The sequence below is a fragment of the Rudaeicoccus suwonensis genome, from assembly GCF_007829035.1.
Taxonomy (GTDB): Bacteria; Actinomycetota; Actinomycetes; order Actinomycetales; family Dermatophilaceae; genus Rudaeicoccus; species Rudaeicoccus suwonensis.
On sequence record NZ_VIVQ01000001.1, the window covers coordinates 198,509 to 216,931 of the forward strand.

Sequence of the window (18,423 nt, forward strand, 5' to 3'; positions counted from 1 at the left end):
GCGCTCAACGAACGCTCGGCACGTGGCCGGCAGGTACGCGCACATCAGCACTCGGTCATTGCTGACCTCATGCACCAGTTTGCGCGCGTCGGGTTCAGTCCAGTGAGCCGGCCTTGATCGGAGCGCGTCCGACCGGCGGCTTTGGCCGGGGAGTCAGGGGTTGCGGGGTGTGGGCCGGGAACGAGACGCCCTTGTCGACGTGCAGCACGAACTGCTCACCATGGTGCTTGAGTTCGATGTAGGAGTCGCTCCCGTCCTCCAACTGGTAGGTCGTGCGTTCGTGCGTGACGTCGATCCGGATCTTGCACTCGCGCCACCGCAGGTTGAACGCCAGGCGACTGATGCCCTTCGGCAGCGCCGGGGCGAAGCTCAGCTGCCCGTGGTGGTCGCGCATTCCGCCGAGCCCGCACACCAGTGCCAGCCACGCGCCCGCGAGTGAGGCGACGTGGACACCGTCCTTGGTGTTGTGCTCGAGATCGCGCAGATCCATCAGTGCGGCCTCGGTGAGGTAGTCGTGCGCGAGCTCGACGTGCCCGACTTCGGCCGCGAGCACCGCCTGGGTGCAGGCGGACAACGACGAGTCGCGGCAGGTGATCGCCTCGTAGTACTCGAAGGCGCGTGCTTTCTGCTCCGGGGTGAATTCGTCGCCGCACCAATGCATCGCCAGGATCAGGTCGGCCTGCTTGACGACCTGCTTGCGGTAGATGTCGAAATACGGGTAGTGCAACAACAGCGGGTAGGAATCGGAGGTGTTGGTCTCGACGAAGTCCCACACGTCGTGGTCGGTGTAGCCGCAGTCCTGCTGATGCACGTTGCGTCTGTCGTCGAAGGGCACCGCCATCGTCTCGCAGGCGGCCCGCCAGTCGGCGACCTCGGCTTCGGTGACGTGCAGTTTCGCCGCCGCATCGGGCCAGCGTTCGGTGGCATCGGCGGCATATCGGAGGTTCCGGGCAGCCATGAGGTTCGTGTAGACGTTGTCGTCGGCGATCGCGCTGTACTCATCGGGCCCGGTCACGCCGTCGATGTGGAAGTGCCCGTCGTCGCCGTGGTAGCCCAGGTCGGCCCACAGGCGTGCCGTCTCGACCAGCAGCGGTAGCGCCGTGGTCCGGTCGAACTCGTCGTCGGCTGTCCAGAAGACGTATCGCGCCGCGGCCACCGCGATGTCGGCGTTGATGTGGAAGGCGGCGGACCCGGCCGGCCAGTACGCCGAGCACTCCTGGCCGGCGATGGTCCGCCACGGGAACGCGATCCCTTTACGCTTCAAGGTTTTTGCACGCTCGGCGGCGAGAGTGGCGATCGACTGCCGCCAGCGAAGCGCATCACGTGCGGCGTTCGGCGCGGTGGAGGTCAGCACCGGCAGGACATACATCTCGCTGTCCCAGAACGCGTGCCCGTCATACCCGGGGCCGGTCAGCCCCTTGGCAGGTATGGCGCGCCCCTCGGCGCGGGCGCCGGCCTGCAGCACGTGCCAGAGTCCGAACCGGACCGCCTGCTGCACGACCGGATCGCCGTCGACCTCGACGTCGGCACCGTCCCAGAACTCGTCGACATACGTGCGCTGTTCCTCGACGATGGCGTCCCAACCGGTGTGCAGCGCCGACGACAGCGCGGCGTCGACCTGGTCGCGCAGCGCAGGCAGCGTGCGCCGTGAACTCCAGCCGTACGCAACGAATTTGGTGAAACCGACAGACTCGCCAGGCTTGAGCTGGGTGCCGATCGTCGTGCGTGACCAGTCCGGCTCGACGTACGTGTGGCTGTCGACGTCGGAGCGGTGCAGCACGTGGTCGCAGGCCGCTGCCATCCGCAGCCCGCTCGCTCGTGTGCGGTGGATCAGCAGGGCTCTGCTGTTGCTGGCGGCATGCTCCTCGGCCACGAGCGGATCCTTCAGCGCGGCAGCAACGCGGGGGTCCTTGGACGTGACCGGAAGTTCTTCATTCGCAACGAGTTCGGACTGGATCACGATGCGCACCGGGTGGTCGATCGCCTCGACCGAGTAGTCGATCGCGAGGATCGCGCGCTGGGTGAAGGACACCAACCGGGTCGAGCGCACGCGCACCTGCCGACCGGACGTGGTCTCCCAGACCAACTCGCGGTGCAGCAGTCCGGTGCGCATGTCGAGAGTGCGCTCGTGATGGCGGACCACGCCGTATCGCAGATCCAGCGGCTGGTCGTCGACCAGCAGCCGGATCAGCTTGCCGTTGGTCACGTTGACGACGGTCTGGCCTTCCTCCGGATAGCCGTAACCGGCCTCGGCATACGGCAGTGGACGCTGCTCGAAAAAGGAGTTGAGGTAGGTGCCGGGCAGACCGCTGGGGTCGCCCTCGTCGAGATTCCCGCGGATGCCGATGTGACCGTTGGCCAGGGCGAAGACCGATTCGGACTGGGCGAGGTTGCCGGGATGCATCCCGATCTCGCGGACCTGCCACGGTTCGACAACGAACTCGCTCTTGGTGTCATGCATTGCCATCGTTGGACTTTCGTGGTGCGAGAAGGTCGGCCAGATCGCGCACAACGATGTCGGCGCCGTGATCCATGAGGTCCTTTGCGTGGTCCACTCGGTCGACGCCCACGACGTAGCCGAAGTGGCCGGCACGTCCTGCGGCGACCCCGGAGGTCGCGTCTTCGAAGACGACGGCCTGGCTTGGCGACACTCCCGCAAGCCGTGCACCGGCGAGGAACGAATCGGGTGCCGGCTTTCCCTTCAGATGCTGCTGCGTGAGTGTCACGCCGTCGACCCGTCCCTCGATGTATGTCGCCAGCCCGGTCACCTCGAGCACCTTCTCGGTGTTGGCGCTGGACGACACCACGAAGCGACGCAGACCGGCCTCCTGTGCGGCCTGCAGGTAGCGACGGCTGCCGTCATACACCGTGACGCCGTCGTGTTCGATCGCGTGCTGCACCTGCTCGTTCTTGCGGTTGCCGAGACCCCAGACGGTGGCGGCCTCCGCCGGGTCGTCGGGGTCGCCGTCCGGCAGGTGTATGTCGCGGGATTCCAAGAAGTCGCGGACGCCGTCCTGGCGTGGTTTGCCGTCGACGAAGTCGTTGTAGTCCTTGTCGGTGAACTCCTGAAAGTCGTTGCCATCTTTGGCTTTCAGGTAAGCATCGAAGGTTTTCTTCCATGCGGCGCGGTGCACGCTCGCGGTGTCGGTCAGCACACCGTCGAGATCGAACAGGCAGGTCGTGATGGTGTCCGGTAATCCGAGCATCGGTCATCTTTCAGGCGCGACATGCCCCGTCGGCAAGTCGTCGGTGGGGCCGATCCGCTTCGCAGGCTAATGCAGTTGGCCGGAGATGCCCGGAGGGCTTGCCGCGATGTCCGACGGTGGGGCGGTCATGACGCCCCACCGTCGAACATCGAGTCTCGGGTCAGTCAGGTGGTGGGCTGCTGCCCGGCAAGCTCGGCGATGTCTCGTCGCATTGCCTGGGGGTCGTCGGCGGTCGCCAGAACGGCTTCGACCACCGGATCCTCGACATCGATGATCGCGGCCAGCAGGTGGCCGGCCGTCAGTCCGGTGGGTCGACGGCCTTCCTCGCGTGCAGCTATCGCCTGCGCGCGCAGACCGCCGAAGAGTTCGCGCTGCAGCTGGCGAAGGCTCGGCGTGAGATTGCCGAAGCCCCGGAACCGTCGGCTCTGCGGTCCGCGGCTGCCTCGGCCGCGAGGTCCGCCGAAAAACTCCCCGAACGGCCCGAATTCGGCGCCCGGCCCGAAGCTTTCGCGATCCTCGGCCGCGCCGCGACGGTGCGGACCACCACGCCAGGGGCCGTCATGTCCCCGGTCGTCACGGGGGTGGCCGCCGGAGGCGTCTTCGTCATGACGGTGTTCGTCACCGTGGTCGTGGCGGCAGTGTTCGTGGTGCGGTCCGCGGTGACGACGGTCATCGCCCTCGTCGCGCGGTCCGCGACGACGGCCGCCGCGCTCGCCTCGTTCCCGCTCGCCGGCGCCGCGCTCGCCGCGGTCTCGATCACGGCCGCGAGTTCGACCGCGCCCCGACGGGCCGCGGCGCTCGCCCCACCCGTCGGCGAGGTCATGCCCGAAGGTCTCGCGCACTGCTGCCCGGACCTTGTCCAGATCGATGCCGATGGCGCGTAACGCCTCCCGGTCTTCATCAAGGTTGCTTGACGTGTCGGTCGGTGTCTCGGTGGCTCCCTCGTCGTCCTGATGGCGGTCGGCGACGATCACGCGGGCATCGTCATACGTGATGCCATGGCGAGACAGGACCTTGAAGGCCGAGCCGCGCACGTTGGTGAGCAGGCCCAGCAGGATGTGGTCGGGTCCGAGTTGCTCGTGGCCGAGTTCGGACCGCTCGGTCATCGCCTGCATGAAGGCGATCTTGATCTCTGTGTCAGATCGGTTGAACATGTTGTGCTCCTTGAAGATTCGTTGGCCCGGTGACATTCATCGGGCGTGCTTCTGATGAACGGCCTGGCGACTGACCTGAAGTACGTCGGCGATGGCTTGCCAGCTCCAGCCCTGTTCGCGGGCGTTGCCCACCTGGACGTCTTCGAGCCGGTCGGCGAGCGCACGTAGTGCGCGCACGGCGGCGAGTCCTCGGGCCGGATCGGTGCTGGCGGCTGCCTCTGTCAGTTCCACATCGTCGTTCATACGCGTCAAGTTATCCTGACTTGCTGAGATGTGTCAACTATTCATGACATCGGGATGGGGACAGCTCGGTCGAGTGCGGCACTTGGCCATCGGTGCGGGTCAAGCGGGTCCATCGGCGGGGTCGTGCGCGGCTCGCGAGTTGATCTCGCGAGGGAGTCACGTTTTTGCCAGGAACGCCCAGCGCTACCGAGCGGCGCGCGCACCTAGGGTGAAACAGGCTCCTCGGGGGCTGAGCTTGCTTCGGTCTGCGTCTAGGGAGGATGCAACATGTCCGCGAATGCTGCTGGAGGTACGCCGAGAACGAACAACAGCAACGGCAAGGTAATCGCCGCAAGCGTGTCGGCCGCCGTTGGTGCGTTCTTGTTCGGATTCGACTCGGCGGTCATCAACGGAGCTGTCGACGCCATCGGCAGCGGCTTCGAGCTGAACCCCTTCGTGAAGGGCTTCACGGTCGCCATCGCACTGCTCGGCTGTGCTGTGGGCGCTTGGTATGCCGGTCAACTCGCCGACCGCATCGGCCGCAAGAAGGTGATGCTCGTCGGAGCCGTCATGTTCGGTGCGTCATCGATCGGCGCGTGCTTCGCCTTCAGCGTCTGGGATCTGATGCTCTGGCGGGTGATCGGCGGCATGGGCATCGGCGTCGCGTCGGTGATCTCTCCGGCATACATCTCCGAGATCGCACCCGCTCGCATGCGCGGTGCACTCACCTCGGTGCACCAGTTGGCAATCACCATCGGCATTTTCGCAGCACTGCTCTCGGATGCGGTCATCGCCAACACCGCCGGTGACGCTTCCAAAGCCGCGTGGTGGGGGATGACCGCGTGGCGCTGGATGTTCCTCGTCGGTGTCGTGCCCGCGGTGGTGTACGGCGCGCTGTCGTTCGTGCTGCCTGAGTCGCCTCGCTATCTCGTGCGCGTCGGCGACACCCACGAGGCGCAGTTGGTGCTTGCTGACATGGGCGAGCGCGACCCCGAGGCCAAGGTCGGTGAGATCCGCGAGTCCATCGGCCAGGAGGACCGCACCAGTTTCGCCGACATCGCCGGTCCGCGACTGGGACTGCGACCACTCGTGTGGGTCGGAATCATCCTGGCCGGGCTGCAGCAACTGGTCGGTATCAACGCGATCTTCTATTACTCGACCACGCTCTGGAAGTCGGTTGGTTTCTCCGAGAGCGACTCGTTCAAGACGTCGGTGATCACCTCAGTCATCAACGTCGCGTTCACCTTCGTTGCGATCCTGTGGGTGGACCGGTTCGGTCGCCGGCTGCTGCTGCTCGTCGGATCGGTCGGTATGACGGTGGGTCTCGGCCTGGCGTCGGCTGCCTTCTTCACCGCGCACAAGGTGCATGGTGACGTGACGCTCCCGCATGCCTGGGGCATCGTCGCACTCATCGGGGCGAACCTCTTCGTCATCTTCTTCGCCGCGACGTGGGGGCCGATCGTGTGGGTGCTGCTCGGCGAGATGTTCCCCAACACCCAGCGTTCCTACGCACTGGCGATCGGCACGGTCAGCAACTGGCTGTGCAACTTCCTGGTGTCGGTGTCCTTCCCCTGGCTGTCCGACCGGATCGGTCTGGGCTACATGTACGGCATCTACGCGGCCTTCGCCGTCATCTCGTTCTTCTTCGTCCGTAGCAAGATCCCGGAGACAGCCGGCCACGAACTGGAGTCGATGACCGGCGAGACCCGTCAGGCGCACGCTTGACCGCTGGTATACCAGCCGTATGACGATGCTGCTGCGGCCTCTTCCCACTGACGAGCTTGCCTCCTGGCGAAGCGCAACGCATGACCACTTGGTGAACGTGCAGACGGCAGCGAACACATATGGTCGCGAGGACGCCGAGGCACGTGCCGGCCAACTGCTGGACCAGGCGGTTGTGGACGGTGTCCTGGCCGCTGCCCACGAGGTCTGGCAGGTCTGCGACGACAACGATGTCGTCGGATCCGTCTGGGTCGCGGCGGTGCATGACGATCCATCCACCGGGCGATTGATGAGTCTGCGGATCGATCCAGCGGCGGTGCCGCACGTATGGCGCCTGCTGCAGTCTGCCTACGCCGACCGCTGGAAGGCGTTGTCGTTCACGGCGTTTCGTGGCGACGACGTGATGGCGGCACTGGTTGACACAAGTCATCCGACGCTGATCGCGACTGGCATGCAGTCGCGCGTCGACGACGCGATCGAGGCCGTCGCCCACGTCGACCTGCGTCCGATGACCCCGCCGCGGTTCCGCGAGTTCATCGAACACAGCGTCGAGCACTACGCCGCCGAGATTCTTGCTGCCGGCGCTTTTGCAACAGCAGAGTCCGCCCATGCCAATGCCGTCGAATCCTTCGAGCAGCTACTGCCCGGAGGGCTCCAGACACCTGGACAACTGGTGTGGTCGGCATACGACGGCGGACACGAGGTCGGGATCCTGTGGGTGGCGCTGAAAGCGGACCGCGGCTTCATCTACGACATCGAGGTGGGCGAGCAATTCCGTCGGCGCGGATATGCCACAGCCATCCTCGCCGCTGGGGCGCGCGAGGTCCGCACCAGCGGGCACGAATATCTCGACCTGAACGTGTGGGGCCCGAACACGGGGGCCAAGAGTGTGTACGACCGCGCCGGGTACATCACCACCGTCGAGAGCTTCCAGGCCTCTCTCGGAGGTCACTGAAGATCCGCTGAGATCGAGAAGCGGCAACTATTGCAGTGTGCAATAATTGAGCCTCCCGAACCTGAGATGGAGGATCAGTGATCGCAGCAGAGGCCGAATCCGCGATGCTGCGTGGTTGGACCAGGCGCACCCTGTCGGGAGTGCGTTCTGCGCCATACCTGCGCAAATGGCTGATCCTGGGCGCGATCATCGGCGTGGTCGCCGGTCTCGGGGCAATCCTGTTCTATTACGGCCTGACCTGGGGCACGCACTTCCTGCTCACCGATATCGGCGGGTTCAAGCCCGCGTCGACCTCGGGCGAGGGTGGCTACCACGACCACAGCGGGTTCAGTCGGCCGTGGGCGATTCCGTTGCTGGTCGGCGCCGGCGGGCTCGTCTCCGGCCTGATCGTCTTCACGTGGGCACCGGAGGCGGAGGGGCACGGCACCGATTCGGCGATCAAGGCCGTGCACAGCGGGCCGAAGTCGGTGCGTCCGCGCGTCATCATCGTCAAACTCGTTGCCAGCATCGTCACGATCGCCAGTGGTGGTTCCGGTGGCCGCGAGGGCCCGACCGCCCAGATCTCGGCCGGCTTCGGATCGGTGATGGCGCGAGTGCTCAACCTGACACCGAAGGACGCCCGCATCTGCGTCGCAGCCGGAATCGCCTCCGGCATCGGTGCAATCTTCAAGGCGCCGCTCGGCGGAGCCTTCCTCGGGGTCGAGTTGCTCTATACCGAGGACGTCGAGATCGACGCCCTGATCCCGAGTGTGGTGGCGACCGCCGTCGGCTACGGCATCTTCTGCAGCGCGACCGGCGGCTTCACCCCGGTCTTTGGCAACAACCTGCACGTCAACACCGGACACCCTTGGCAGTTGGTGCTTTTCGCCCTCGTCGGCATTGTTGCTGGTCTCTTCGGCAAGCTCTACACCTGGTCGTTCTATGGGTTGACCGACTTCTGGAACCGGATGAAGATGCCGCGTGCGGTGAAACCCGCCATCGCTGGTGTGCTCGTCGGTTTCATCGGCTTGGCCGTCCCCGGTGCGCTCGGCACGGGTTACGGTGCCCTGCAGGGTCAGATCATCACCACCGTCTTCTTGACGATGCCGCTCTGGCTGGTGATCGCGTTGCCCTTCGCCAAGATTCTCGCGACCGGTATGACGATCGGGTCCGGAGGCTCCGGCGGCATCTTCGGGCCGGGGATGGTTATCGGAGGTGCGAGTGGGGCACTGCTGTGGCGAGCGATCCACCCGTTCGGGGTCGGCGCCAACCTGCAGACATCCTTCGTCATCGTCGGTATGGCGGCGTGCTTCGGTGCGATCGCGCACGCGCAGATTTCGGTGATCCTGATGGTCGCCGAGATGACCGGCAGCATTGCTGTGCTGCCACCGTCGATGGTCGCAATCGCGTTCTCCTGCTTGGTCGTCGGATCGATGACGATCTACCGCAGCCAGCTGATGCGACGCTCCGACTCGCCCGCACACCGATTCGGGTTCGGTCTGCCGGCCGACAAGGTGTTGCCGGTGGGCGAGCTGGCGAAGCCACCTCGTGTGGTGCTCCCCGCGGCCACCACGGCACAGGACGCTCTCGAACAGATGCGCACGGCGCACGTCCCGGGAGCACCGGTTGTCAACGACGGTGGCGAATTCCTCGGAGCGGTGCAGGTGCGCGATCTGGCGGACGTCGAACCGACCCGTATGTCGGCGCCGGTCGGGCGGATCGCGAACGGTCAGGCGATGACACTGCCCTGGGACGCGGGGCTGGATGCGGCGCTGGATGCACTCCCCGGCACCAGCGGTGGGTGGTTGACCGTGCTCGACGACCACTCCAAGGTCACCGGGATCATCTCCGCTGCCGAGATCGTGCGTGGCTGGCAGCAGACCATGCAGCGGTCGGTGCGCGAGATCGCCGCGGTGGGTCACGAGGGCAAGGTCGTCGATGTGCAGGTCGCGCAGCACAGCGCCGCCGTCGGCCGACGATTGCGTGAGTTGGGCCTGCCGACGCAGGTGGTGGTGTTGTCGATCATGCGCGGTCGCGGGTTCGTGATCCCTGCCGCGGACGAGCGCATCGAGGCGGGGGACCGGCTCTCGGTGCTGGCGATGGATGGCGCCAAACATGTCGTGGAGACCGCATTCGGTGAACGGCGCGCGGATTCGACGACCGGATGACGTGACTCGGACACAACACCGCCCGGTCAGGATTCTGGCCGGGCGGTGTTGTGTCGAGCTGACGTGTGTCGGCAGCTGACCGGTGGCGGCAGCTGGGCGGCGACCGGCGGCGGCTGGCCGGCGACCGGCGGCGGCTGGCCGGCGACCGGCGGCGGCTGGCCGGCGACCGGCGGCGGCTGGCCGAGATGACCGTTACTTACGAGTATCGCCGCGCGAAACGGAACGGATCGACATCTCGACCACCGGCATGGGACCGGCGAGACAGGTGAGGCCAGCGGGAGGACGTCCGCACCATGAGGCCCGGCCGCCATCACCGAAGCCGTCAGAGGGGAGCGCGCACTGCGCGGGCTTTCAAGCATGACGGGGACCCATCAGGACTTCCTGACCGGGCGGTGCCTGCGTCCGATGGTTCTACGGCATACCGCTCAGTCGGACGCCCGGGCGAGAAGCTGTGCCTCGTCGGACTCCATCTGCTGCACGAACTCGCGCTTGCCGGCCTGCCAGGCGTCCTCGGTCTGGTCGGTGCGCCAGTAGCCGGAGATCGACACCTGGTCGCGCGGCAGGCCGCACTCGACGAACAGGAACCGGCGCAGGTCCTTCACGAGGGCAGCATTGCCGTGCACGAACGCGCGCACATCGCCTTCGGGCAGCCCGGCGGCGCGCACCGCGGCGGCGAGCGGCTCGCCATACGTGCCGCCGTGCTCGTCCCGGTGCACCCAGGTGACGTGGGTATGGGGGCCGGTGCGCAGCGGGACGTGCGTGGTGGAGTCGGCGACCTCGACGAATACCTCCGTGCGGGCATCGAGCGGCAAGGCGTCAAGGGCGGCCGCGATCGCCGGGGCGGCGGCCTCGTCGCCCACGAGCAGGTGCACGTCGGCGGCCGGGTCCGGAGCCCAGCCACCACCGGGACCGAAGAAGGCGATGGGGTCGCCCGGCTCGGCGGCTGCCGCCCACGGCCCGGCCAGGCCGCTGTCGCCGTGCACCACGAAGTCGATCGCGAGCTCGCGCGTCTGCGGGTCGAACGACCGGATCGTGTAGGTGCGGGTGACCGGCCACTGCTCCCGCGGGTGGTCCTCGCGGATCTGCTCGGGATCGAACGGCCAGGTGTAGTCGGCTCCCTGCGGCGGGAACAGCAGCTTCACGTAATGGTCGGTCTGGGTGAGCTCCGGCAGCGTCGCCAGATCGTCACCCGTGACGAAGACCCGGATCAGATCGCGCGTGAGTCGCTCACTGCGGAGGACGTGGACATTGCGCGCTACTCGAGTCTTGGCCATGAAATAAGGCTAACCTCACTCCTTCTCGGGGCGTTGTTGGGCCAGCTTGTCGACGTTCTTGTGGGCGGCCTCCTGCGCCTTCTCGACCTTGTCTGCGTATTTGCCCGACGTCTTGTCGTTGAACAGCCCCGCGAGCTTGTCGATCGTGCTCGACACCTTGTCCTGGTTGTCGTGCGCCAGCTGGCCGGCCTTCTCTTTCGCCTGCTTCGCCGCCTCGGTCGCCTGCCTCTTGATCTGCTCGCTGTCAGCCATGCTGGGCTCCGTTCATCGGGATGACCTCCACTGCGCACGGGCTCCTGGTCGGCGACCGTGGGTGGAGTTATGGGTTTCAACGCTACGTCGGCTCGAATGGTTCGTCACGTATGCCGGAGGACTCCGTCAGCTAGATTTCCAGCGGTGACCACATCGCTGCCGCCGGTCGTCCACACGCTCGCGGCGGGGCCGCGCACGGATCTGCAGATCCTTGCACTGCAGGGCTCGACGATCGAGCATCGAGGCGATCACCTGGTGATCCGGTCGCCACAGAATCCGGACTTCCACTGGGGCAACTACCTGCACATCACCAGCGGCGACGTCGATGATGCAGCGCGCTGGATCTCGTTGTTCGACAAGGCTTTTCCCCATGCTGCCCATCGTGCTTTCGGTCTGCCGGCGTTGCCGGCGCGCGACGCGTGGGCGGCATACGGCATGGAGGTGTCGACCGACGACGTGCTCGCCACCCGTCGTCTGCCGGAGCAGCGCCCGCTGCCTGCAGGATATGCCGTGCGGCAGTTGACGACGTCTGCCGGCTGGGAGGCGCAGGTCGCCGCAGAGCTGGCCGACAACGCTCGCTCGGGGGAGTTCGACCAGCACGAGCACGAGCGATTCGTGCGCGCTCAGATGGCGTCGCGCCGGGCGCTGTCGGAGTCGGGCCGTGCAGCCTTTTTCGGAGCCTTCGCCGGCGGCGGAGAACTCGCCGCCGACCTCGGCATCGTCGATCTGGGCGGGACAGCGCGCTATCAGTCGGTGGGGACCCGGGAGGCTTTCCGACAGCAGGGCCTTGCCGGGCATCTGCTCGGAGTGGCGGCGCGCTGGGCGCACGAGCGCGGCGCGCGCGAGTGGGTCATCGTCACCGGTTCGACGAATCCGGCGGGCCGGCTGTACCGCTCCGTGGGTTTCGACCTCGACGTGCAGATCGTCGCCGCATACCGGAAGCCGCCGATCGCCCCGGGCCCGAGCGCGTAGTCGGGTGGACCGCTGCAGGCCAAGAGGTCGCGGCCGCCCACGTCACGGGACCGAGAACCACGAAAGCCTCCCACCCGTGGGTGGAAGGCTTTCGTATTCTGTCTCAACACAGAGTGCACCCGTAGGGATTCGAACCCCAAACCTTCTGATCCGTAGTCAGATGCTCTATCCGTTGAGCTACGGGTGCGTGCCGCTCGCTTGCGCGGGCAACGACGACATACTTTAGCGGAGCATCGGCGCAGACATGAAATCGACCTTCACGCTCACGCTCCGAACGGCGCGACCGGCATCCCGCCGACACCAGGGCGGGCGCTGAAAACTGCTCCGGCCAAAGGCTGTTCGCCATCCGGGATGTTCTCGCGAGTGGTCGTGATGAACAGCGTCTGCAGGTCGTCACCACCGAAGGTGCACGCCGTGACATTGCTGACGCCGGGCACCTCGACAACCTCCGACAGCTTTCCGTCGAGGTAGCGGTGCACACAGCCACCGCCATACAGCGCAATCCAGACGCCGCCCTCTTGGTCGACCCAGAGGCCGTCCGGATTTCCGGCCACCTCATCGCCGAGGGTGACCCACGGGCGCGGGTCGGTCAGGCCGCCGTCGGGCGACCAGTCGAACGCCTGGATCATCCGGGTCGGGGTGTCGTTGTAATACGCCGTCCCACCCTCGGGTGACCAGCCGATGCCGTTGGAGATGGTGACATTCGAGAAGACCTGGGTGGCCATGCCGTCCGTGGTCAGGCGGTACATCGACGCGCCGCCTTCGTGCTGGTCGTAGGCCATCGTGCCGCAGAAGAAGTTGCCGGCCGGGTCGCAGCCGCCGTCGTTGAAGCGCACTGACTCGTCGCTCCACATCGGTTGCATCGTCTGCAGATCCGACAGGTCATTGCGTTCCGACAGTGCGAAACCGCGCTCGACGGCGACGATCGCGCCACCCTTGCCGCGCGGCCGCAGCGCCGCGGCCACCTTGCCGACGTGCACCCGCTCGACGTTTTCGCCGCGAACGGTCAGCACGTCGCCGTTCATCATGTCGACGTACTTCAACTCGCCAGGGCCCTGCATCGCCCATTCCGGCCACCAGATCGGCCCTTCGGCGTGGAAGGCGTGCGGTTGTGCGATGGGTTCGGCGCGCATGCCGGTCAGCCTACGAGACGGCAGGTATGCCGCAGCCGACCGTCGCCGTGCGGTGTCGCGGTCGCTCCGCGGATCAGACCTTCTCGGCTTCCTGGGTCTCTGGATTCCACTTGGTGATGTGCTGCGCCTGCCAGCCGCGCGACTTCATCGCCTCCCGGGCAGCGGTGCGATAACGCGGGGTGAGTCGCTCGACATACAGCTTGCCGTCCAGATGATCGGTCTCGTGCTGCAGGCACCGTGCCAGGGTGCCGCCGTGGGCCTCGACGACGACCTCGTTGCCGTCGAGATCGGTGCCGGTGACCCGTGCCCACGACGCGCGAGCGGTCGGGAAGTATTCACCTGGCACGGACAGGCAGCCCTCGATGCCGCCTTCAGGATCGGGGTCGCCGGGCGGCACGACACCCTTCTCCAGGATCGGGTTGATGACGACGCCGCGCTGTTCGACCTCGGTCTCGTCGGCGCAGTCGTAGACGAAGATGCGCAGGCGCACTCCGACCTGGTTCGCGGCGAGGCCGGCACCGTTGGCGGCGTCGAGTGTGTCGAACATGTCGGCGACGAGCGTGCGAATCTCGGGCGTGATCTCGCGGACCTTCTTGGTCGGCTGATGCAACGCCTTGTGCCCGATGACCGTGATGGGACGGACCGTCATACGAAATTCCACTCCTGCTGTCGACTGCCGCCGGATCGGCGGCCCGCTTCGACCCTGAAGGTTAGTCGTCCGGCGCGGCCGGGCGGGCACTCGCACTACGATGGCGGCGCCGAGCAGTCATCACAGCAATGATCGAGGTAGTGCGCCATCAGCAGTGACAGTGTGCAACGAACGCCCGATCTGCGGTTGCGTGATGCTCTTGACGCCGAGACGGCCGGAGTCTCCAGTGCCTCATTGGTCGTATCGGTCGATCGGCTGATCGGCCGGTATCGTGCCGGCGGGGCGGCGTCCGCACCGATTCTGGCATCCGCGATGGATGTGCTCGCCTATGCCAACTACCGCATGCCTGCGACGCTGGCCGCATGTCGGAATGTGTTGTGGCACAGTGCTTCTCGCATCGGGGAGGTCACTTCGGTGGTCGACCTCGGTGGCGGCACGGGAGCCATGGCGTGGGCTGCGGCGGAGGAATGGCCGGACGCGTCGGTCACCGTGCTCGACCAGGCGGGCGAGGCAATGGCGCTGGGTCGTCGGCTGCGGTCGGCAGAGCCCGGCAGCGTGGAGTTCCGCACGTGGCAGGCGGGTTCGCCGGTGCCGGCGGCCGATCTGGTCACGATCTCGTACGTGCTCTCGGAGTTGCGTGACGCCGACCGCTCATCGATCGTGCTGAGTGCGATCAGGGCGGCAACTCGCGGCGTGGTGATCGTCGAACCGGGCACGCCAGACGGGCACCGAAGGGTGCTCGCCGCGCGAGCTCTGTTGTTGGAGGCCGGATTACGCGTTGTCACGCCATGCCCGCACCAGCTCGCGTGCCCGATCGCTGCGCCCGACTGGTGCCACTTCAGCGCACGCGTCGAACGGTCGGCGATGCATCGACGGCTCAAGGGTGGTGATTTGGGACACGAGGATGAGAAGTTCTCGTATGTCGTTGCAGTTGTTGACGGTTCGACCGATTTGTATGCCGCAGACGGCTCCCGCGTCATACGTCATCCGATGAAGCGCAAGGGCCTGGTGGAGTTGCAGTTGTGCAGACCGGACGGCTCCGCGGGCCGTCAGATCGTGACGAAGAAGGCCGGTGTGGCATACCGAACGGCACGCGATGTCCGCTGGGGCGACGACTGGCCCGCCGACGATCGAGTCAACGGCGGCTGAGCCCTGACAGCCGACGCGGTCAGACCAGGCCGTAGAGCCGGTCGCCGGCGTCGCCGAGCCCCGGCACGATGTAGCCGTTCTCGTTGAGACGCTCGTCGATGGCCCCGGTGACCAGCGTGATCGGCACCTGCACATCGCCGAGCGCCTTTTCGAGAGCGGCGATGCCCTCGGGTGCCGACAGCAATGTGACGGCGGTGATGTCGTCGGCGCCGCGCTCGACCAGATAGCGGATCGACATCGCCAGGGTGCCGCCGGTCGCGAGCATCGGGTCGAGCACGTAGCACTGTCGCCCGGACAGATCGTCCGGCAGCCGGTTGGCGTAGGTGATGGCCTCAAGGGTCTCTTCGTTGCGCTGCATCCCGAGGAAGCCGACCTCGGCACTCGGCAACAGGCGCACCATGCCTTCGAGCATGCCGAGACCCGCCCGCAGGATCGGCACCACGAGCGGTTTGGGAGAGGACAGCTTGATACCGGTGGTCGGCGCGACCGGAGTCTCGATGTCGAACGGTTCGACCCGCACCTCACGAGTGGCCTCGTAGGCCAGCAGCGTCACGAGCTCTTCGGCGAGTCGGCGGAACGTGGGACTGTCTGTGCGCTTGTCGCGCAGGTAGGTCAGCTTGTGGGCGATCAACGGGTGTTTGGCCAGCTCGACGCGCATGCCGCAAACTCTAGTCGTGACCGAGCCGACTCCGACCTTGTATGACGCTTGGATGGGTGAAGCGATCGAGCAGGCGCAGCTGGCACTGTCGACGCGCGACGTGCCGGTCGGCGCGGTGATCCTTGACAGCGGCGGCGGGGTCCTGGGCGTGGGCCCGAATCGACGGGTTGCTGACGTCGACCCGCTCGCGCATGCCGAGATCGTCGCAATCCGTTCAGCGGCAACGACATTGGGTCATTACCGGCTGGACGGCTGCACTCTCGTGGTCACCCTCGAGCCCTGCCTCATGTGCGCCGGAGCGATCATGCAGTCGCGCATCGCGCACATCGTGTTCGGTGCCTGGGACGCGAAGGCGGGTGCCTGCGGAAGCGCGTGGGACGTCATACACGACAACAGCAGTCCGCATCGGCTGACCGCGGTGGGCGGAGTGCGCGAGCAGGAGTGCGCAGCGATGCTGACCGAATTCTTCCGGGCCAGACGGCGATCCCGCACAGCGGAGTGACAGAAGGCAAACCGGTTGCGGGCCGGCGCTGCCCGATCACCAGTCGGGCGATGCGTTCGTGGCAGCGGGTTCGTCGGCGGCGTCGTTGAACGCCAGCAGTGCCTTGACGATTTCGCGACGACGGCTGACCGGCATCGCCTCCACGATGCGGGCGATCTCGGCCCGGCGCAGATCCGTCGCGCGTTCGACGATCCGGTAACCCGCGTCAGTCGCCGCGAGTTGCACCTCGCGGCGATCGTTGGGGTTCTCGGTTCGGCTGACCAGGTCGGCCGCCACCAGACGGTCCACCGTGCGCAGTGCCGTGGACGCGTTGACGCCCAGGCTGCCCGCAAGCTGGTTGAGCCGGACGGTGCCCTCGTTGGTCAGCACGACCAGCAGCCGGAACTGCGTCATGGTCAGCGATTCGGCGACCTCGGCCAGGGAACGGGCGGACACACCGACCAGCACGCGGGATGCGGTCAGCAGCGCCGTGACCAGGTTGTCGCTGTCATCGTCAGCGCGTTCAGGCTGGGTCGCCGAGTGACTCATGTCTGGAGATGTTACGCGGTGCGTGCCTATCGTTGCTGACTGCAATTATGGCGGACGGAAACAAATTCACAGGAGAATTTCGCCGCATCGCCGCAGCAGTTGTCAGTACCGTCGATGAGGCCGCAGTGAATCACGGGAGCCCGTCGCATCCCGGCAGCAGCAGCATCGCCTTGAGGAGGAACACCCAATGAGTTCAGATACCGACAGTGCTCCGTCCGGAGCCAGCCCGTCATCAGGCAAAGAGTCCAGTCCGCAACTGAACCGGCACGTCGGCCGGATCGGCCTGCTGTTTGCCGGTGTCGGATCGATCATCGGATCCGGCTGGCTGTTCGGGGCGATGAACGCCGCGCAGACCGCCGGTCCTGCGGCGATCATCTCGTGGGCCCTGGGCGGCGTGATGATTCTGCTCATCGGCCTGTGTTACGCCGAGTTGGGCACGATGTTTCCGCTCTCCGGCGGTGTCGTTCGCTTTCCGCACATCGGGTTCGGATCATTCGCCAGCTACATGACCGGGTGGATCACCTGGGTGGCATGTATGTCGGTCGCGCCAATCGAGGTCGAGGGCGCGTTGACCTATGCCACGAAATACGCGGACTTCACGACCGCCAAGACGGTCGACGGATCCACGGTGCACACGCTCACCGGGCTGGGCCTGGTGGTCGCGGTGATCGCGATGGCAGTTTTCGTGGTCATCAACTATTTCGGCGTCCGCTGGTTCGCGCGGATCAACAACGTCCTCGTCTGGTGGAAGCTCGGCATCATCACGATCGTGATCGTGGCCTTCCTCATCGCGCACTTCGACACCGGAAACTTCCACTCCCATGGCTTCGCACCGATGGGGATGCACGGTGTTTTCACCGCGATCGCCACCTCGGGAATCGTGTTCTCCTTCCTCGGTTTCCGGCAGGGCATCGAGTTGGCCGGCGAGACCGACAACCCGCGGCGCAATGTGCCCTTCGCAGTGATCGGCTCCGTGCTGCTGACGGCGCTGATCTACGTCCTGCTGCAGGTTGCCTTCGTGGGTGCGGTGAGCCACGGCGACATCGCCAAGGGATGGCACAACGTCAGCTTCACCGACGACTTCGGCCCACTCGCGGCGATCGCGACTGTGCTGGGCATGGGCTGGCTGGCGACCCTGCTTTACATCGACGCGATCGTGTCCCCGGCAGACACCGGCCTGATCTACACCACTGTCACCTCGCGCATCTCCTACGCGATGGCCCGGAACGGCAATGCGCCTTCGGCACTGGCACGGACCACCAGCAACGGTGTGCCACTGGTGAGCATGCTGCTGGCGTTCGTGGTCGGACTCGTGCTCTTCTTGCCGTTCCCGAGCTGGCAGCAGCTTGTCGGCTTCATCACCTCGGCGACCGTCCTGTCGTTCGGATCCGGCCCGCTGGTGCTGGTGAACTTCCGCAAGCAGTTGCCCGACCACGAGCGGCCTTTCCGGCTGCCGGGTGGTCCCGTCATCGCCTTTCTTGCCTTCTGGTCGGCCAACCTCATCGTCTACTGGACGGGCTGGCAGACCAACGAGAAGTTGTTCCTCGCGGTGCTCCTGGGTGTCGTCCTGCTCGGCGTCATGGTTGCGGTCAACGCGGCCAAAGGCCAGCAGCCGCAATGGGATTGGAAGTCCGGCACGTGGTACATCCCGTGGCTCGGTGGGCTGGCGCTCATCTCGTGGCTGGGTGACTACAGCGGTGGCAAGGGCGTGCTGCACTTCGGCTCCGCTTTCCCCGTGACCTTCGTGTTCAGCGCGATCATCATGGCCTGGGCGTACTACGTGCGACTGCCCAGCGACCGGGTCGACCACTACATCGAGCAGTCGCGCGAAGAGGCGGCTGTGGAGGAGCAGACCCTGACCTCCGCGCACTGAGCTCACTCTGGCGTCTTGGTGCCGCTC

Annotated in this window: 18 protein-coding genes and 1 tRNA gene; 8 read left to right on the forward strand and 11 right to left on the reverse strand. The window is 66.2% G+C overall.

The annotated features are described in order from the left end of the window. Window positions 1-94 precede the first annotated feature (94 nt). The 4 genes from BKA23_RS00940 to BKA23_RS00955 all read right to left on the reverse strand — a co-directional run bounded on the left by BKA23_RS00940 (window position 95) and on the right by BKA23_RS00955 (window position 4,603). Window positions 95-2,467: a glycoside hydrolase family 65 protein gene (locus BKA23_RS00940; protein ID WP_211841555.1), complete on the reverse strand. Its 2,373-nt coding sequence runs from the start codon at window positions 2,465-2,467 to the stop codon at window positions 95-97. After that, window positions 2,454-3,206 carry a beta-phosphoglucomutase family hydrolase gene (locus tag BKA23_RS00945; RefSeq protein WP_145224685.1) on the reverse strand — a complete coding sequence of 251 codons (753 nt, stop codon included), beginning with the start codon at window positions 3,204-3,206 and terminating at the stop codon, window positions 2,454-2,456. Before BKA23_RS00945 ends, BKA23_RS00940 begins: the two co-directional genes overlap by 14 nt. A gap of 164 nt (window positions 3,207-3,370) precedes the next feature. Beyond that, the gene (locus BKA23_RS00950) at window positions 3,371-4,360 is read right to left on the reverse strand and encodes a Clp protease N-terminal domain-containing protein (RefSeq protein ID WP_170226314.1); all 990 of its coding nucleotides are present in this window, start codon (window positions 4,358-4,360) and stop codon (window positions 3,371-3,373) included. Window positions 4,361-4,396: 36 nt separating this feature from the next. Continuing rightward, window positions 4,397-4,603, reverse strand: coding sequence for a helix-turn-helix domain-containing protein (locus BKA23_RS00955; RefSeq protein WP_145224689.1), 207 nt, complete (start codon window positions 4,601-4,603; stop codon window positions 4,397-4,399). Window positions 4,604-4,870: 267 nt separating this feature from the next. On the opposite strand from BKA23_RS00955, the gene BKA23_RS00960 reads away from it, so the two are divergent. From BKA23_RS00960 to BKA23_RS18065, 4 genes are all read left to right on the forward strand, one after another. Beyond that, on the forward strand, window positions 4,871-6,307 hold the full coding sequence (locus BKA23_RS00960) for a sugar porter family MFS transporter (protein ID WP_145224691.1): 1,437 nt from the start codon (window positions 4,871-4,873) through the stop codon (window positions 6,305-6,307). A gap of 19 nt (window positions 6,308-6,326) precedes the next feature. Continuing rightward, window positions 6,327-7,259 carry a GNAT family N-acetyltransferase gene (locus tag BKA23_RS00965; protein ID WP_145224692.1) on the forward strand — a complete coding sequence of 311 codons (933 nt, stop codon included), beginning with the start codon at window positions 6,327-6,329 and terminating at the stop codon, window positions 7,257-7,259. 77 nt (window positions 7,260-7,336) lie between these two features. After that, complete coding sequence (locus BKA23_RS00970) at window positions 7,337-9,406, forward strand: chloride channel protein (protein ID WP_145224694.1); 2,070 nt, start codon at window positions 7,337-7,339, stop codon at window positions 9,404-9,406. A gap of 63 nt (window positions 9,407-9,469) precedes the next feature. Then, window positions 9,470-9,595, forward strand: a complete 126-nt coding sequence (locus BKA23_RS18065; protein WP_281287517.1) for a hypothetical protein — start codon at window positions 9,470-9,472, stop codon at window positions 9,593-9,595. 236 nt (window positions 9,596-9,831) lie between these two features. Here the strand turns inward: BKA23_RS18065 and BKA23_RS00980 are convergent, their stop codons facing one another. Both BKA23_RS00980 and BKA23_RS00985 read right to left on the reverse strand, forming a co-directional pair. Continuing rightward, window positions 9,832-10,680, reverse strand: coding sequence for a siderophore-interacting protein (locus BKA23_RS00980; protein ID WP_145224698.1), 849 nt, complete (start codon window positions 10,678-10,680; stop codon window positions 9,832-9,834). Between the two features lie 15 nt (window positions 10,681-10,695). Continuing rightward, window positions 10,696-10,932 carry an antitoxin gene (locus BKA23_RS00985; protein WP_145224700.1) on the reverse strand — a complete coding sequence of 79 codons (237 nt, stop codon included), beginning with the start codon at window positions 10,930-10,932 and terminating at the stop codon, window positions 10,696-10,698. Between the two features lie 144 nt (window positions 10,933-11,076). On the opposite strand from BKA23_RS00985, the gene BKA23_RS00990 reads away from it, so the two are divergent. Continuing rightward, complete coding sequence (locus tag BKA23_RS00990) at window positions 11,077-11,904, forward strand: GNAT family N-acetyltransferase (protein ID WP_170226315.1); 828 nt, start codon at window positions 11,077-11,079, stop codon at window positions 11,902-11,904. Between the two features lie 114 nt (window positions 11,905-12,018). Here BKA23_RS00990 and BKA23_RS00995 read toward each other — a convergent pair. From BKA23_RS00995 to def, 3 genes are all read right to left on the reverse strand, one after another. Then, window positions 12,019-12,091 (reverse strand) — tRNA-Arg (locus BKA23_RS00995). Window positions 12,092-12,167: 76 nt separating this feature from the next. Further along, a complete protein-coding gene (locus tag BKA23_RS01000; protein WP_145224704.1) occupies window positions 12,168-13,037 on the reverse strand; it encodes an SMP-30/gluconolactonase/LRE family protein in 870 nt (289 codons plus the stop codon). A gap of 73 nt (window positions 13,038-13,110) precedes the next feature. Further along, window positions 13,111-13,686 (reverse strand): peptide deformylase, encoded by a 576-nt coding sequence (gene def / locus BKA23_RS01005; RefSeq protein ID WP_145224707.1) that lies wholly within the window; start codon window positions 13,684-13,686, stop codon window positions 13,111-13,113. 162 nt (window positions 13,687-13,848) lie between these two features. Between def and BKA23_RS01010 the strand changes: the two genes are divergently transcribed. Further along, window positions 13,849-14,835, forward strand: a complete 987-nt coding sequence (locus tag BKA23_RS01010) for a small ribosomal subunit Rsm22 family protein (RefSeq protein ID WP_246104390.1) — start codon at window positions 13,849-13,851, stop codon at window positions 14,833-14,835. A 19-nt stretch (window positions 14,836-14,854) separates the two neighbouring features. Here BKA23_RS01010 and upp read toward each other — a convergent pair whose 3' ends face one another. Further along, window positions 14,855-15,493: a uracil phosphoribosyltransferase gene (gene upp / locus BKA23_RS01015; protein WP_145224709.1), complete on the reverse strand. Its 639-nt coding sequence runs from the start codon at window positions 15,491-15,493 to the stop codon at window positions 14,855-14,857. A gap of 16 nt (window positions 15,494-15,509) precedes the next feature. Between upp and tadA the strand changes: the two genes are divergently transcribed. Continuing rightward, the gene (gene tadA, locus BKA23_RS01020) at window positions 15,510-15,995 is read left to right on the forward strand and encodes a tRNA adenosine(34) deaminase TadA (protein ID WP_342783585.1); all 486 of its coding nucleotides are present in this window, start codon (window positions 15,510-15,512) and stop codon (window positions 15,993-15,995) included. Window positions 15,996-16,031: 36 nt separating this feature from the next. Here the strand turns inward: tadA and BKA23_RS01025 are convergent, their stop codons facing one another. Further along, complete coding sequence (locus BKA23_RS01025) at window positions 16,032-16,523, reverse strand: MarR family winged helix-turn-helix transcriptional regulator (RefSeq protein ID WP_145224711.1); 492 nt, start codon at window positions 16,521-16,523, stop codon at window positions 16,032-16,034. Between the two features lie 187 nt (window positions 16,524-16,710). Between BKA23_RS01025 and BKA23_RS01030 the strand changes: the two genes are divergently transcribed. Next, window positions 16,711-18,396 (forward strand): APC family permease, encoded by a 1,686-nt coding sequence (locus BKA23_RS01030; RefSeq protein ID WP_145224713.1) that lies wholly within the window; start codon window positions 16,711-16,713, stop codon window positions 18,394-18,396. Window positions 18,397-18,423: the final 27 nt, after the last annotated feature.